At 62.4% G+C, this 17,594-nt stretch carries 6 protein-coding genes; 2 read left to right on the top strand and 4 right to left on the bottom strand.

Annotated elements, in window-relative coordinates; genetic code table 11:
- Positions 1-124: 124 nt before the first annotated feature.
- Together pyc and BBJ66_RS07025 are read right to left on the bottom strand one after the other, a co-directional pair.
- Positions 125-3,589, bottom strand: a complete 3,465-nt coding sequence (pyc, locus tag BBJ66_RS07030; protein ID WP_071085906.1) for a pyruvate carboxylase — start codon at positions 3,587-3,589, stop codon at positions 125-127.
- A 216-nt stretch (positions 3,590-3,805) separates the two neighbouring features.
- On the bottom strand, positions 3,806-4,561 hold the full coding sequence (locus BBJ66_RS07025; protein WP_049733500.1) for a LuxR family transcriptional regulator: 756 nt from the start codon (positions 4,559-4,561) through the stop codon (positions 3,806-3,808).
- 320 nt (positions 4,562-4,881) lie between these two features.
- Here BBJ66_RS07025 and BBJ66_RS07020 point away from each other — a divergent pair, with 320 nt between their 5' ends.
- The gene (locus BBJ66_RS07020; protein WP_049733499.1) at positions 4,882-6,645 is read left to right on the top strand and encodes a glucan ABC transporter ATP-binding protein/ permease; all 1,764 of its coding nucleotides are present in this window, start codon (positions 4,882-4,884) and stop codon (positions 6,643-6,645) included.
- A 472-nt stretch (positions 6,646-7,117) separates the two neighbouring features.
- Complete coding sequence (locus tag BBJ66_RS07015) at positions 7,118-7,471, top strand: VOC family protein (RefSeq protein WP_071085904.1); 354 nt, start codon at positions 7,118-7,120, stop codon at positions 7,469-7,471.
- Between the two features lie 51 nt (positions 7,472-7,522).
- Here BBJ66_RS07015 and BBJ66_RS07010 read toward each other — a convergent pair whose 3' ends face one another.
- Both BBJ66_RS07010 and BBJ66_RS07005 read right to left on the bottom strand, forming a co-directional pair.
- Positions 7,523-8,761 (bottom strand): OpgC family protein, encoded by a 1,239-nt coding sequence (locus BBJ66_RS07010; protein ID WP_071085902.1) that lies wholly within the window; start codon positions 8,759-8,761, stop codon positions 7,523-7,525.
- Between the two features lie 100 nt (positions 8,762-8,861).
- Entirely contained in the window at positions 8,862-17,381 is an 8,520-nt protein-coding gene (locus tag BBJ66_RS07005; RefSeq protein WP_071085899.1) for a GH36-type glycosyl hydrolase domain-containing protein, read from the bottom strand.
- Positions 17,382-17,594 lie beyond the last annotated feature (213 nt).

Raw genomic sequence — 17,594 nt, 5'->3', positions numbered from 1 at the left:
AAGCCTCCTCGCCGGGCAAGGCGAGGAGGCGGCTAACGCTGCGAAAAAATCAGCTTTCTGGCAGCCCGATCAATACACAATCGGGTGATTGGCTGCAGATCGCCGGTAGTAGAACGCCCCTCGCTCAACCGCCATAGACGACGAGCAGGTCCTTGGCATCGATCTGATCGCCCGCCTTGACCAGTACTTCGGCGATGGTGCCGTCCTTCTCCGCATGCAGCGCCGTTTCCATCTTCATCGCTTCGATCGAGACGAGTACGTCGCCGGCGCTGACCGCCTGGCCTGCAGAGACGAAGACGCGTGAGATGACACCAGGCATCGGCGCACCGACATGGACGGCATTGCCGGGTTCGGCCTTGCGGCGCACAGCTGCCCCCGTCGCCCCATGGGCGCGGTCCGGCACCTTGATGCGGCGCGGCTGGCCGTTGAGCTCGAAGAAGATGGTGACCATGCCCTGGCTGTCGGTGGCGCTCATCGCCTGGTTGACGATGACGAGCGTCTTGCCGCGTTCGATATCGGCAAACAGCTCTTCGCCATCCCCGAGGCCATAGAAATAGGCGGGCGTCGGCAGCACCGAGACCGGGCCGTAGGTATCGGAAGCGAGCGCGAAATCGGTGAAGACCTTCGGATACATCAGGTAGGAAGCGAATTCGAAGTCGCTGACCTCGCGCTCCAGCTTCGTCTCGATCACCTTACGCTCGGCATCGAGATCGGCTTCCTTCAGCAGCGAGCCGGGACGCACGGTATAGGGCTTGTCGCCCTTCAGCGCCTTCTTCTGCAGCGCCTCCGGCCACCCCGACGGCGGCTGGCCGAGATCGCCCTTCAACATCGAGACCACCGATTCCGGGAAGGAGACTTCGCGCTCGGGGCTGACGACGTCGGCAACCGTCAGGTCCTGGCTGACCATCATCAGCGCCATGTCGCCGACCACCTTGGAAGACGGCGTCACCTTGACGATATCGCCGAACATCTGGTTGGCGTCGGCATAGGCCTGCGCCACCCGATGCCAGCGGGTCTCCAGACCCAGCGAACGGGCCTGTTCCTTCAGGTTGGTGAACTGGCCGCCCGGCATTTCGTGGAGATAGACTTCCGATGCCGGCCCCTTCAGATCGCTTTCGAAGGCGGCATACTGGTTGCGCACCGCTTCCCAGTAGAAGGAGATGCGGCGGATCCATTCCGGATCGAGGCCCGGATCGCGTTCCGAGCCGCGCAGCGCCTCGACGATCGAGCCGAGACAGGGCTGCGAGGTATTGCCGGAGAGCGCATCCATCGCCGCATCGACGGCATCGACGCCGGCTTCGACGGCGGCAAGCACGGTTGCCGCTGCAATGCCCGACGTATCATGCGTGTGGAAATGGATCGGCAGGCTGGTCGCCTCGCGCAGCGCCTTGAACAGCACCTTCGCCGCCGCGGGCTTCAGCAGGCCCGCCATATCCTTGAGCGCGATGATGTGTGCACCGGCCTTTTCCAGCTCGACGGCAAGGTCGGTATAATATTTCAGGTCGTATTTCGGGCGGGCCGAATTGAGGATATCGCCTGTATAGCAGATCGCCGCCTCGCAGAGCTTGTTCTCCTCGGCGATGGCGTCCATCGACACCCGCATGTTCTCGACCCAGTTCAGGCAGTCGAAGACGCGGAAGAGATCGATGCCGCCGCGGGCCGCCTGGCGGACGAAGTATTTGACGACATTGTCGGGATAATTGGTGTAGCCGACGCCGTTGGCGCCGCGCAGCAGCATCTGCAGCAGCAGGTTCGGCGCGCCCTCGCGGATCAGCGCCAGCCGCTCCCATGGATCTTCGGTCAGGAAGCGCATCGAGACGTCGAAGGTCGCGCCGCCCCAGCATTCGAGCGACAGCAGGTTCGGCAGCGCATGCGCATAGGTGCCGGCGATGCGGGCGATGTCATAGGTGCGCATGCGGGTGGCGAGCAGCGACTGGTGGCCGTCGCGCATCGTCGTATCGGTCAGAAGCACGCGCTTCTCATTGCGCATCCATTCGCCGAACTTCTTCGGGCCGAGCGTGTCGAGAAGCTGCTTGGTGCCGTCCTTCACCTCGTTGCCGTTGGCATAGGGAACGACCGGCTGGGCAGCATTTTCCAGCGGCCGCGGCCGGTCCTTGGCTTCGGGATGGCCGTTGACGGTGACGTCGGCGAGATAGGTGAGCAGCTTCGTCGCCCGGTCCTGGCGCTTGACCTGCTGGAAGAGCTCCGGCGTCGTGTCGATGAAGCGTGTGGTGTAGCTGTTGTCGCGGAATTTCGGATGACCGATGATCGCTTCGAGAAAGGTCAGGTTGGTGGCCACGCCGCGAATACGGAACTCGCGCAGCGCCCGGTCCATGCGGCTGATGGCCTCGGACGGGTTCGGCGCCCAGGCCGTGACCTTGACGAGCAGCGGATCATAAAAGCGGGTGATGATGGCGCCGGAATAGGAGGTGCCGCCGTCAAGCCGGATGCCGAAGCCCGAGGCCGAGCGATAGGCGGTGATGCGGCCATAATCCGGAATGAAGTTGTGCTCGGGATCTTCGGTGGTGATACGGCACTGCAGCGCATGGCCGTTGAGGCGGATATCGGCCTGCGCGGGAACGCCGGATTCCGGCGTGCCGATCGCAGCACCGTCGAGGATGTGGATCTGCGCCTTGACGATATCGATACCGGTGACGACTTCGGTCACCGTATGCTCGACCTGGATGCGCGGGTTGACCTCGATGAAGTAGAATTTGCCGGTATCGGCATCCATCAGATATTCGACGGTGCCGGCGCCGATATAATTGGTGGCCGCGGCGATCTTCAGCGAATAGGCGGCGAGCTCCTGGCGCTGCGCCTCGGAAAGATAGGGCGCCGGCGCCCGCTCGACGACCTTCTGGTTGCGGCGCTGGATGGAGCAGTCACGCTCGAACAGATGCACGACATTGCCGTGCGTATCGCCGAGAACCTGGCTTTCGACATGGCGGGCGCGCTCGACGAGCTTTTCCAGATAGACCTCGTCCTTGCCGAAGGCCGCCATCGCCTCGCGTTTGGCCTCGGTCACCTCGCGGGCGAGATCCTTCGGATCGCGGATGGCGCGCATGCCGCGCCCGCCGCCGCCCCAGGAAGCCTTCAGCATGACGGGATAACCGATTTCTTTCGCCATCTTCGCCACTTCGGCCATATCGTCCGGCAGCGGTTCGGTGGCCGGCACGACCGGCACACCGACGGAGATCGCCAGATTGCGCGCCGCCACCTTGTTGCCGAGCTGGCGCATCGTATCGGCCTTCGGGCCGATGAAGATGATGCCGGCCTTGTCGCAGGCATCGACGAATTCGGGGCTTTCCGACAAGAGGCCATAACCAGGATGGATCGCGTCGGCGCCCGAAAGCTTGGCGACGCGGATCACCTCGTCGATCGACAGATAGCTCTCGATCGGCCCGAGATCACGCGCAAGATGCGGGCCGCGGCCGACCTGATAGCTTTCGTCCGCCTTGAAGCGATGCAGAGCCAGCTTGTCCTCTTCTGCCCAGATCGCCACGGTTTTTATTCCAAGCTCGTTGGCCGCGCGGAAGACGCGAATGGCAATTTCGGAGCGGTTGGCAACGAGAATCTTGGAAATGGGCAAAACGGTCTCCTCAGACGTTCAGACGCGGGCATGCTGCACCCGCGAAGGAAATTCTTAACTTCTTGTCACAGGAAGTTCAATTTCTCTTGCGACTGCGAAATGCAATTTCTCGCCATTCTGGAGACAGATGGTGTCAAGCCAGATCGGCCTAGATCCGAATCCCTATCGAAATCAGAGAGATAGCATGAAAGCCGCTTACACTTTCGGTATCGTGTTTTAACTTATCAGGCGGTGACGGAAGGCAAGCGCCACCGCCTGCTGCCGGTTTTTCGCCTTCAACTTGTTCTGCAAGCCGTTCATATACCAGTCGACGGTGTGGTTTGAGATCTTCAGCATCTTGCTGATTTCCATCGAGGTCATGCCTTCGGCGAGATAATGCAGGATCTCCATTTCGCGTCGCGTCAGCGGCGTGTCGGCCGGCAGCACGGTTTCCAGCGCCTGCGCCTCGTCTTTCAGCTCGAGCAATCGCCAGAAGCTCTTGCGCGCCACCGCCTCGAACAGGGCGATCTCCACCGGCGACAGCTCGACAGGTTTGCCGGCGAGACTGAGGCTGCCGAGAATGCCGTTCCGTCCGTGAACGGGAAAGATGTAACCGTCTTCCAGTCCATGACCGAAGGCATCGACCATCATCTGCTCCATACGGCGCTGCTGCGCATCCTTGCCGAAGGCTGCCAAACTCTCCCGCCAGCGGAAAGGCCGCTGCGCGTGGACGAGATAGCGCACCATCGGATCGACCAGGACATATTTTTTCGCGGTATAGATTTGCGGCCATTGTTCGGGCCAGCGGCCGGCAAGCGCCGCGGCCCGGGGTTCCGGATTCTGCTGCACTGGATTTTGCGGCAAATGGCGCAGCAGGCCATAATATTCGAAGCCGCAATCTTTGATCACCTGTTCGAGCTCGGTGACCACGGCCCGAGGGTTTGGAGATTCTTCGAGAATTATAAGCAATTGAATTAACAAATTAATATTCACAAAATGCCCCTTGCCCGGACGTGATACCCGCATCGAGGCCGTCGGCGGCTTTCAAATTGGTCGCGAAACGGTCTTCTTCAAAAAATGCAGTCTCTAATTTAATGCTGCGCTAAACATTTATTAAAATGCAAGCGCAAATTGTTGCGGGTATAGCCGACCAGCAATTTCAACGCTATACCCAATCTCATCGCATCCTGCGATAGTACGATCGGGTTAATCGTCGCCTGGATTGAACCCTGAATGCGCCGTTAATCGCCGGTTCAGGTAGCCTTTTGTAGCATCGCATCATCCCGTTTTCGCAGATGCATAAGAGGTTCGACGTGACGCTATTCAAGGTCTATGCAAGAGCTCTGCGCTATCTTGGCGCCTACAAGCTGCGCGTATCCCTGGTCGTGGTGGCCAACATCGTTCTGGCGACGATTACCATCGCGGAGCCGATCCTGTTCGGTCGCATTATCGATGCGATTTCCGGCAAGGGTGAGGTCAAGCCTATCCTTTTCATGTGGGCGACTTTCGCCGTTTTCAACACCATTGCCTTCGTCCTGGTCGCCCGCGAGGCCGACCGGCTGGCCCATGGCCGGCGGGCGACGCTGCTGACGGAAGCCTTCGGCCGGATCATTTCCATGCCGCTTGGCTGGCACCATCAGCGCGGCACCTCCAACGCGCTACATACATTGCTGCGCGCCTGCGAAACGCTGTTCGGCCTCTGGCTGGAATTCATGCGCAACCATTTGTCGACGGTCATCGCGCTTGCCCTTCTGATCCCGACCGCAATGGCGATGGACCTGCGCCTTTCCGCCGTGCTCATGGTGCTCGCCGTCGCCTACTGGCTGATCGGCCGCGTCGTCATGAGCCGCACCAAAGACGGCCAGGCTTCGGTCGAAAACCATTATCACACCGTCTTTTCGCATGTCAGCGACTCGATCAGCAACGTTTCGGTGCTGCACAGCTACAACCGCATCGAGGCTGAAACCAAGGCGCTGAAATCCTTTGCCGACCGCCTGCTCGAGGCCCAGTATCCGGTGCTCGACTGGTGGGCGATCGCCAGCGCGCTGAACCGCATGGCGTCGACCATTGCAATGATGGTGGTCCTGATCATCGGCACCGTGCTCGTCCAGGCTGGCCAGCTGCGCGTCGGCGACGTCATCGCCTTCATCGGCTTTGCCAACCTGCTGATCGGCCGCCTCGACCTGATGCGCCAGTTCGCTACGCAGATTTTCGAAGCCCGTTCCAAGCTCGAGGAATTCTATGCGCTCGAAGACTCGGTGCGTGAACGCGAAGAACCGGCCGGCAACGGCGAGATCAAGGACGTCAAGGGTGCGATCGAATTCCGCGATGTCTCCTTCGGCTTCGGCAACAGCTCGCAGGGCCTGCACAATGTCTCCTTCTCGGTGAAGGCAGGCCAGACGGTCGCGATCGTCGGCCCGACCGGTGCCGGCAAGACGACGCTCGTCAACCTGCTGCAGCGCGTCTACGACCCCCAGGGCGGCCAGATCCTCGTCGACGGCACCGATATCACCAAGGTGACCCGCAAATCGCTGCGTCGCCACATCGCCACCGTCTTCCAGGATGCGGGCCTGCTGAACCGTTCGATCAGCGACAATATCCGCCTGGGCCGTGAAGGTGCGAGTGAAGAGGACATGCGCCGTGCGGCCGAGGCCGCCGCCGCCGCCGACTTCATCGAGACCCGTGAGGATCGCTACGATACGCATGTCGGCGAACGCGGCAACAAGCTCTCCGGCGGCGAACGCCAGCGCATCGCCATTGCCCGCGCTATCCTCAAGGACGCGCCGATCCTGGTGCTCGACGAGGCGACCTCGGCACTCGACGTCGAGACAGAAAACCGCGTCAAGGCCGCGATCGACAATCTGCGTGAGAATCGCACCACCTTCATCATCGCCCACCGCCTGTCGACGGTCCGCGAAGCCGATATGGTGCTCTTCCTGGATGACGGCCGCGTCGTGGAACAAGGCAGCTTCGACGACCTCAGCCACAGCAACGGCCGCTTCGCCGCCCTGCTGCGCGCCAGCGGCATCCTGACGGACGAAGAAGTCCGCAAGGCCCACGCCACCGAAGCCGCCTGATCGCTTCGGGTTTCAAGACAAAGGCCGGAAGGGGAGCTCCCTTCCGGCCTTTTTTGTTTGGCCGGTTTAAGCGGCTGCGTCGGACTGCATTCATATGCCATGCTTTGAGACTTTGCTTTCCCCAATACAGCTGTGGACGATATGCATCGGCCCTCTGCCGTGTGGATACCCCCTCTGCCCTGCCGGGCATCTCCCCCACAATAAGGAGGGAGATTGGCTGGGCGGCGACGGCTTCCCCAAATAATGACCAGCTGATGTTCCGCACGACAGTAGAGAGGGATTGAGGGCCAACCACTGGCCGATCTCCCCACCTGTGGGGGCTTCGAAGGACGGGCGAGACCCGCGGCTCGCCCCGAGCCCGGCAGGGCAGAGGGGGGCTCACACGCCGCACCGTCTCGATTCCAATACCGATTGACCACCCTGCCGATCTTCCTAATTTTCGGTTTGTTACCGACTACCGGAGAGAGAAACCATGAAGGTCATGCGCATCGTCGCCAATATCGAGGCACCTGACATCACGCCGGCCCGGCAGTTTTATCAGGATATCCTCGGTCTCGACGTCATCATGGATCATGGCTGGATCACGACCTTCGGCACGGAGAGGCCGATGAACGTCCAGCTGAGCATCGCCAGGGAAGGCGGTTCCGGAACGCCGGTGCCCGATTTTTCGATCGAGGTCGATGATCTCGATACGGCTTTCGAGGCGATGTCGGCTGCCGGTTTTCCGATCGAGTACGGGCCGGCCGACGAGCCCTGGGGCGTCAGGCGCTTTTACGTGCGCGATCCCCTCGGCAAGCTGGTGAACATCCTCGTCCACAAAAATTGAGCCGGCGGCCATCGGCCACCGGCTCCTTCATGTCACAGGCGCATCCGAGGCTTATTTCCGCTCGGTTCGGCGATAGGCGTTGGCTGTTCCGCCGATGCGGACGGGCACCGGGACGGTGGCGGGCTCGGCGACGAGTTTGCCGTTGACCTTGCCCTGCTGGCGCTTGCGTTCGAGATAATAGGCATAGGCGAATTGCGTCGCGATGCCAGCGATCACGAAGAGCGGGCCGACCAGCGGGTCCTTGTTGGTGATAAAGAGCACCACCTGACCGACCATGGCGAGGATCGTGCCGGCGACGAAGATGTTCAGCGAATGGCGGCCGAGAATAGTCAGCGGATGATCCGCAGGACGGCGCAGGATGCGCGAGAACGCCGGAATGCTGATGACGAGATAGGTCAGCGCCAGCACGTGCAGCAGCCGCGGCAGCGACAGGAAGGTCTTGTCGAAACCGGTGATGACCGTGGGAAGGCCAAGCGCTGCCAGCGAATTGCCGAAGGCCCAGAGATGGCCGGTCACCCAGACGAAGGACAGCGCGACGTAGCCGGCCGCGGCCGCAAACAGCAGCGGATGCCGCGGGATCGCGCCGCCGCGCTTGATATGCAGCATCGAAACGATGCCGATCGTAAACAGGAACTGCCAGGAAAGCGGATTGAGGAACCAGTAGCTCTCGATCAGCATATTGTGCGGCGCCACCTCGTAGATGCCCGCCAGCAGCCAGACCGTGCCGGAGACGCCGAGCGCCAGCAACGGGCTGCGCGCATTCAAAAGCAGGATGATCGGCACCATCAGCATCAACGCGCCGTACATCGGCAGAATATTGTTGTAGCCGATCTGATGGCCGAGCAGCAGCAGCGCCGGAATACCCTCCTTCAGGTTCATCAGCACCGCCAGGATATTGATTTCGACAAGCAAGCCCGGCCGGTGAAACAGCCACGCGCCTGAGATGAACAGCGCCAGCGTCATGAAGGTGGTGATCATGTGAGCGAGATAAAGCGTGAAGGCGCGTTTTATCGCCTTGACCGCCATCTTCAGCCGGTTTCCCGGCCGGAAGCCGGAACCATAGGCGAGGCCGACGGCGATGCCCGAGATCAGCACGAAGGCCTCGGCGGCATCGGAGAAACCGAAATTCTTCGTCGTCACATATTCGAAGATCTGTCCGGGAACATGATTGATGAAGATCATGATCAGCGCCACGCCCCGCAAGACGTCGAGCCTGGTATCACGCATCGGCGCAGCTGCGGATAGGGAACTGCGCCCGGTGACGACGGCTTCGGTCGGCGTGCTAGCCATGGTTGTCTCCTTATTATCCGATTTGCAAACGCGACGACGGCCAAAAGGGTTCCCTTTTGGCCGTCGCGAATCGCCGTGTTTTTCAGCGTGGAGAACGCTGTTATCCGAGCGGATATCCCTCTTCGGGATCGGTGACTTCGCAGCCGTTGATGGACAGAGTGTAGCCGCTGGCATTGGACGCTTTTGAGACCGAAATGCGGTATTTGCCGCCGCCCTGTTCCACCTCTGCCGCAAAACCGTCCCATTCCGAAGGGAGCGACGGCCGCACGTAGAGCCGGCCGCCCTTCAGCCGGATACCGAGAATGCCCTCGACGGCGGCGCGGTAGAGCCAGCCGGCGGAGCCGGTGTACCAGGTCCAGCCGCCGCGCGCCGTGTAGGGATCGTGGCCGTAGACATCGGCCGCCACGACATAGGGTTCGACGCGGTATTGCTCCGCCGAAGCCTTGTCGAGCGCATGGGTGATCGGGTTGAGGATCTGGAAGCAGCGCAACGCGTCGTCGCCCCGCTTCAGCTCCGCCAGCGCCATCACCACCCAGGTCGCGGCATGGGTATATTGCCCGCCGTTTTCGCGCACACCCGGCGGATAGGCCTTGATATAGCCGGGATCCCTGGCGGAATTGACGAAAGGCGGCGTGAACAGCCGGATGATGCGGGCATCCTCGTCGACCAGCTGGTCGAGCACGGCATTCATTGCCGTGACGGCGCGGGCCGGATCCCCCTCGCCCGACAGCACGCTCCATGACTGCGCAATCGAATCGATCCGGCATTCCGGGCTTTCCCTCGAGCCGAGCAGTGCACCGTCGTCAAACGTGCCGCGACGATAGTAGCCGCCATCCCAGGCCGCGGTTTCGAGCGCCTTCTTCAGCTCGGTCAGATGCGCCGACCAGCGCTCCGTGCGGGCCGTGTCGCCGCGCTCTTCGGCATAGGGAATGAAGGAGCGCAAGGCGCCCGCCAGGAACCAGCCGAGCCAGACGCTGGTGCCGCGCCCGCCGATGCCGACGCGGTTCATGCCGTCGTTCCAGTCGCCGCCGAGGAACAGCGGCAGGCCGTTTGCCCCCTTGCGGGCGATGGCGAGATCGAGCGCCAGCGCCGCGTGCTCGTAGACGCTCGCCTTGTCCTCGGAAATCTCCGGCCTGTAGAAGGAGTCGTGCTGGCCTTCGAGTAGAGCCGGCCCTTCCAGGAAGGCGATCTCCTCGTTGAGCACGCTCTTATCGCCGGTGACGCTGCAATAATGATGGATCGCGTGGCTGAGCCAGACGACGTCGTCCGAGATCAATGTGCGCACGCCGGCACCCGTTCCGGGCAGCCACCAATGCTGCACGTCGCCTTCGCGGAATTGGCGCGAAGCGGCATTGAGGATCTGCCGGCGGGCAAGCGAGGGTTCGTGCAGCACGAAGGCCAGCGTGTCCTGCAGCTGATCGCGGAAGCCGAAGGCGCCGCTTGCCTGGTAGAAGGCGGTGCGGGCCATGATGCGGCAGCCGAGGCTCTGATAGGGCAGCCATGTGTTGACGAGATTGTTCATCCCGCGATCCGGCGTCGATATCTGCAGCCTGCCGGTAAAATCCCGCCAGAAGGCCCGGTTCGCCTCGACGGCATCGTCGAACGAAGCCTTGCGGATATCGGCGATGACGCTGCGCGCTTCTTCCTCCGTCGGCGTATCGCCGAGGAAGAAGGTGAAGTCGCGCTCCTCGCCGGCGCCAAGCTCGACGTCGATCGCAAGCGCTGCGGCCGGATCACCGTCGAGGTCGGCGGTGCCGGAAAGCGAGGCAGCGGAGATGACGGCCTGCGGCGCCCGGATCGTTCCCGCCTTGCCGACGAATTCGCGCCGGCTTGCCGAGAAGCTCGAAAGCACCTCGCTCGCCGCGAAGAAGGCGGTGCGGTTGGAATAATCGATGCTGTAAGGATTGGTGGCAAACAAAGCCCCCGTCTCCTCGTCGTGTTTCGACAGGATGAAGGGCGCGGTGCGTGCCGCATTGCTGCCGAGGATCCACTCGACATAACCGTAGAGACGCAGCCTGCGGCTGGTCGAACCGGTGTTGCGCAGGCGCAGGCGCTGCAGTTTCACCGGCCTTTCGCGATCGATCGTCTGCGTCAGTTCCAGCGCGATATCGTGCTGAACGCTGGAGAAAACGGAATAGCCGAGCCCGTGGCGGGCTTCGAAACGGATATCCGGCCGGCGCGAAAGCGCTGCAAACGGCGTCATGACCGCACCGCTGTCGAGATCGGCGAGATAGAAGGCCTCACCCGAACGGTTGATCACCGCATCGTTCGACCAGGAGGTCAGCTGATAGTCGCGCGAATTGGCGCTCCAGGTAAAGCCCGCACCCTCGGCCGACACGTGGAAGCCGAACCTGTCATTGGAGATGACATTGATCCAGGGCTGCGGCGTCGCGTGACCTCCAGGCAGGCGGACGACATATTCGCGTCCGTCGCGGGCAAAGCCGCCGATGCCGTTCCAGAAGTCGAGATCACCTTCCTCCTCGATGACGACGGCGGGCACGACGGGCGGCGGCACCGGCGCGACACGCTTGACCGGGACCTTGTTGCGCTCGGCCCGTTCCATCTCCTGCAGCTCCTCCTTGGAGGGTGCAAACCGCGCCACGGCGCGGTTGATCTGGTCGACCACCTTGCCGTTCTTCGTATGCAGCGTAACGCGGGAAGCCGCGATCAGCGCATGATAGGTGCTCTCCTCCATCAGGTCCTTGCGAACCGCGAAGATATGCTGGCGCAGCCCGTCGGCCTGGCCCATGCGGCGGACGTTTTCGCACATGGCGTCGAGCGCGTGCTGCATGTCCTGCGCATAGGATGAGGCGCGTTCGTTCATGATGACGAGATCGGCGGTGACGCCGCGCGAGCGCAGATATTCCTGCGCCAGCAGCGCCTCGCGGGCGATGTCGAGATCCATGTCGTCGTTGATGCGCAGTGTGAAGATCGGGAAGTCGCCGGAGATCGCCAGCGGCCACAGCGCCGATTGCGACTGTAGGCCGGCCTCGACGGTCGCCTCGTCCTTGCGCAGCTGCATGTCGGGATAGACGAGGTAGCGGCCGAGATGCTGGAAGGCCGCCGCCTGCTGCGAGGTGACGCCGACATGGCGCATCTGCACCTGCGTGCGCGTCCAGGCCTGGACCAGCTCGTGGGTGAAGGCGTCGGGATGACGGTAGCGGTTGACCGCCTTGTCGACTTCGTCGCGGCTCGGTGCTGCGATCGTCCAGAAGATCACGCTGACTTTCTTGCCGGCCGGCACGCGGACGGTGCGGCGCAGCGACATCACCGCATCGAGCATGAAGCCGTCGCTGCCGGAAAGCGTCGCCCCCGGATCGAAGGCCGCCGCATCGGCAAGGCTGCGGCCACGGCCGATGAACTTGCGCCGGTCGGTCTCGAATTCCGTATGACGGGTATCGCCGGCATTGTCGACGATCAGATGGGCGATGCTGATGTTCGGCTCGTTCGGATCGCGCTTGTTGCGTTCGGCGCGGATGACGTCGCCGCGCTTGCCGATCTCGGTCTTGACGAACATGCGGGCAAAGGCCGGATGCGCATTGTCGGTATCGTCGGAGGTGATCACCGGTTCGAGATAGGAGGTGACTTCGATGAAACGGTCTTCCGTGCCCATGTTGAGCAGGGTGACGCGGCGGGCCTCGGCATCATGCTCGGTCGCGATGATGCATTCCACCTCGCTGGTGAGGTCGCCGACCGTCTTGGTGAACTGCGCCTTCTCGTCGGCGAATTCGACCTTGATCGTTTCGCCCTCGACACCCTTCGGCTCGGAAGTCGTCGACCACCATTCATTCGTAGCGGTATCGCGCAGGAAGATGAAGCTGCCCCAGCGGTCTTCGGTCGGATCGGCTTTCCAGCGGGAAACGGAAAGGCCGTTCCAGCGGGAATAACCGGCGCCTGTCGCCGTCAGCATCAGCGAATAATGACCGTTCGACAGGAACACGAGTTCGCGGTCACGCGTAGCCGGATCGCTGATCTTCCTGATCTCAGGCCGCAGCAGATCGTCCTGGATGCTGGCCGGCGTATCGGATTCATGCTTGCCGCTCATCACCGGAATGTCGCGCGGCGCCTTTTCCTGCAACAGAAGCTCCGCTGCCTCGATGACCGGATCGGAGTGGAAGAGCTCGCGCAGATGGCCGTTGAAGGCGACATTGGCGACGGCTGCGATCGACATGCCGTGATGGTGGGCATAATAATTGTAGACCACGGCGCATTTCTTGCCTTCCGGCACGCGCGTCGGCGTGAAGTCAACGGCATCGTGGAAGCCGAACTTGCCGAGTGCACCGACCTTGCGCAGCCGCTGCAGATTTTCGAGCGCGCCCGGCGGGTCGTACTGGCTGGCGAGCAGCGATGCATAAGGCGCAATGACCGCATTGTGGCCGAGGCCGCGCTTCAGGCCGAGCGTCGGCACGCCGAAATTCGTGTACTGATAGTTGAGGTTATGGTCGCGGGCATTGAAGGCCGCTTCCGAAATGCCCCACGGAATGCCGAGCTTGCGGGCGTAATTCATCTGTTCGACGACAACAAGATTGTTGGTCTGGTTGAGAATGCCCCCGCCGCGCTCCTGCATGACGAGCGGCGGCATCAGATATTCGAACATCGAGCCGGACCAGGAGACCAGCGCGCCACGCGAACCCACGGGCACGACCTGGCGGCCGAGGCGGTACCAGTGCTCCGTCGGCAGATCGCCCTTGGCAATGCCGAACAGGCTGGTCAGGCGGCATTCCGAGGCAAGAAGGTCGTAGCAGGCCTGGTCGAGTTCACCGCTTTCGACGCGGTAGCCGATCGACAGCAGGCGCCGCTCCGGCCGGAACAGGAAGCCGAAATCCATCGAGAAGGCCAGATCGCGGGCCTTGTCGCGCAGCGCCACCAGGCGCGGCCTCAGCGCATCGACCTTGGACAGGTCGAAGGTGCTGTCCGATATATGCGCCTCGCAGACCTTCACCAGGGATGCCGCCCATTGGGTGACCTCTTCGCTCTGCTTCGACTTGACCTCATGGTCGAGATTGGCGGCGAGCTTTTCGATGTCGCGGGCGAGAACGGCAAGGTTGATGATGCGGATCGAGGCGAATTCATGCTCGCGCTTGACGGCGGCAAGCGCGTTCTGGAAGCCGACGATGCGCTCTTCCAGGCGCCGGCGCAGCGGCCGCACGGTCTTGCGGTCATCGGGCAGATCCGCCAGCACTTCGCCGAGAATGCCGGCCGTGTCGCCGACACCGTCGAGATTGCCCTGCATATGGGCGGACGGCGCCTCGGCCCAGTTGCGGCAGGCCGACGAAATGGCGATCAGATGGCCGGCGAGATTGCCGCTGTCGACGGCCGAGACATAGCGCGGCCCCAGCGTCTGCAGCGTATCGGTGTGATACCAGTTGAACAGATGGCCGCGGAATTTCTCCATTCGGTCGATCGTCGAAATCGTCTGCTCCAGCCGCTCGAGCGTCTCCTCGAAGGAGAACCAGCCGAATTGCCGGCCGGAGACGACGGAGAGCAGATAGACGCCGATATTGGTCGGCGAGGTGCGCGCCGCGACGATCACATGCGGCGTTTCCTGGATATTATCAGGCGGCAGATAGTTCTGTTCGGCGGTGGTGAAGGTCTCGAAATAACGCCAGGTGCGCCGGGCGATCTTGCGCAGCTCGCTCGACACTGAATCGGCGACCTCGAGCCGGTCCTCGGTCTCGGCCGACTGGCTGACATACCAGGCGACGACAGGCGACAGGATCCACAACAGCGCGAAGGGAATGCCGACGACGAAGGCGCTGCCGCCGGGCAGGGCTGCAAAACCGAGTGCCAGCAGCGCCAGAACCGGCGCATGCCACATCCCTTTGTAATAGGAGATCAGCGTCCCCTGGCCGCCGGCCTGAACGCTGGCGGCAGTCCGCCACTGCAGCATCAGCTTGCGGCTGACGAACAGGCGGTAGAGCGAACGGCCGATCGCATCGGCCATCATGGCCGCGGAATCGGCGATGAAGACGATCCGCAGTGCGACCTGCGCATTGGCGGCGGTGATATCGGACCAGACCGTATAGAGATGGGCGCGGGCGATGATATCGCTGGTGCGCGGAATGATGCCGTTGATCAGCGACAGCGTCGGCGCGACGAACAGGCAGAAGATCAGCAGAATCTGCCAGATCAGCGCGCCGAGCGGACCCATGAAATACCAGCCGAGTACGGAGGCGAAGAACCAGGCGATCGGCGTCAGGGAGCGGCGCAGATTGTCGAACATCTTCCAGCGGCCGAGTGCCGTGACGCCGTATTTCGGATTGAACATATAGGGCAGCAGCTGCCAGTCGCCGCGCGCCCAGCGATGCTGGCGCGAGGTCTCAACCTCGTAGCGGATCGGAAAATCCTCCACCAGTTCGAGATCGGTGACGAGGGCGCAGCGCGCCATCGAGCCTTCGAGAAGATCATGGCTGAGCACCGAGTTCTCGTCGATCCGGCCCTTCAGCGACGCTTCGAAGGCATCGACATGATAGAGGCCCTTGCCGGTGAAGGTGCCTTCGCCGGCGAGATCCTGATAGACGTCGGAAACGGTGAAGACGTAAGGATCGAGGCCGCGGTTGATCGAAAAGACGCGCTGGAAGACCGAGGCGTCCTTGCCCGTCGTCAGCGACGGGGTGACACGCGGCTGCAGCACGCCGTAGCCGCTTTCGACACGGCCGGTTTTCGGATTGATGACCGGGCGGTTGATCGGATGATAGAGCTTGCCGACGAGCTTGGTGACGGCATCGCGCATCAGGCGCGTATCGGCATCGAGCGTCATGACATATTGCACGTTGGCCGGCACGGTATTGGCGCCCGGCAGATAGGTCGTGTCGCGGTCGCCGCGCAAGAGCATGTTCAGCTCGTGCAGCTTGCCGCGCTTGCGTTCCCAGCCCATCCACACGCCTTCGGAGGGATTGTAGAGGCGGCGGCGATGCAGCAGATAGAAACGCGTCTTGCCGTCATAGGCATAGCGGGCGGAAAGATTGGCGATCTCGCGCCTGGCATAGTCGAGAACCTCGAGATCGGCGGGCGTTTCCTCGGCCTCGCTGTCCGGCCAATCGCTGAGCAGCGCGAAATAGAGTTCGCCGCGCGGATTGGCGAGGTAATGAACCTCGAGATTGCGCACGTGGTCGTCGACACTGTCGCGGTTCGAGATGAGGCAGGGCACCACGAGCAGGGTGCGCGCATCCTCCGGAATGCCTTCCTTGAACTCGTAGCCGACGAGGCGCGCCGGCGTCACGAAGAAGGATAGCACCGTGTTGAAGAGCCCTGTCGCCCCCTCCGACGCCGGCAGTGAGAACATGATCAGCAGCAGGGCGATTTCGATCGCCCCCATGCCGGCATTGGCCATGAACCGGCCGACGATCGCCATGGCGATGACCGTCAGCAGCATGACGGGCACGGCAATGGCCAGCCAGTTGAACTGGCGTACCGCCCGCACGAAATGCTGGGTGACCGTCGGGCGATAATTCGCCCGCGCCTCGAGCTTCGGCCGCTGGGCGCCGGACAGGAAGCCGCCGACATTCGGTTCATGCGTCTGCGGTTCGTCGGAGGCCTTGGCGGCATCCGTCATGTCGAGCGCCAGCTGGGCGATTTCCATTTCCGTCAGCGGCGAGCGTTTGGCCAACTTTTCGATCTGTTTGCGATATTTGTTGCGCGAGCCCGAATCGAGGATGCCGTAGTCCGAATGATCCCAGAGCAGCTTGTCGACATGGCTGACCTGCTCGACCCAGACCGACCATTCGGCATCGTCGATCTCGCGAAGGCTGCGGATGATGTTGCCCATCGTCACGTTGCCGGAGGAGAGGCGGCTGTGTTCGGCCGTCGTCGCCTCTTCGGTGTTGCGGCCAAGCTCTTCCAGCCGCTCATCGAGCCAGGTGATCGCCAGGCTCGACGTCTGCGAGCCGTCACGCATGCGATAGAGGAACTGCGTCGAGAAAGTATTGTCCTCGGCCAGCGGTTCCAGCGTCTTCAGATAGCTGGCGGCCGCGGCCGGATCGGTCAGGCGCACCAGTTCGTCGGCCGCCTCGTTGGCGCGGCGGCGCAGCCGGCGGCTGGCTTCGACACGGCTGGAAATGCGGCGAAGGTTTTCGACGAGCACGTAACGCACAAGCGAAGGCAAGGCCCAGAGCTCGCCGATCCTCAGCGTCTCGCTGGCCTGAAAGCCGTCGACCAGCGCCGTCAGGCTTTCCTGCGAGATCGTGCTGTGGGTGTGGGCGACATAGAGCCAGGCCAGCACGAGGGTGCGCGGCACCTCGACACCGCCGACGGTCATGGTCGGCAATTCGCGATAGAAGCGGCGGGGGAAGTCGCGCCGCACCTCCTGGATCGCCTCTTCGACGATATAGTGATTGTCCAGCAGCCATTCCGCCGCCGGCGTAATCGTCTCGCCGGCTTCGACGTCGGTCGCCGTGGTCCGGTAGACGCGCAGAATTTCCTTCTCGTTTTCCTTGTGGCGCGCGAAGAAATCGAAGGGGGCAAAAGCCGGCAGCCGGTCGACGCCGCCACGGGCGACCGCATCGCCCATCGCCTTGATGTCCTCGATGGCAAGATAGGTCGAGCGGATCGAATCGTTGTGATCGATCTGCTTGGTCTCGGGTTCGCGCGGAAGGCTCGGAGAAAGATTAGAAATAGACATGGGTTCGGTTCTGGATCCAAACGAAGTTATGGCTGTTTTGCCCAGCCTTTTGCACTGCTTATCATGACTGCTACATGAACGGAGCCCGATTCTTCGAAGATCGATGAAGCCGGGATAAATGACGCTTGGGCCGAGCGATGCGAACGGGCTAGACCCCGATCCAGGGCGCGGCCCGACGGGTGATCAAGACCCTCGATACCCTCTCGGCGAAAG

Origin of the sequence: Rhizobium sp. RSm-3 (assembly GCF_001854685.1) — a bacterium.
GTDB lineage: Bacteria > Pseudomonadota > Alphaproteobacteria > Rhizobiales > Rhizobiaceae > Rhizobium > Rhizobium ecuadorense.
Note: the sequence above shows the minus strand (reverse complement) of the source record. Positions and strands in the feature narration are given on the sequence as shown.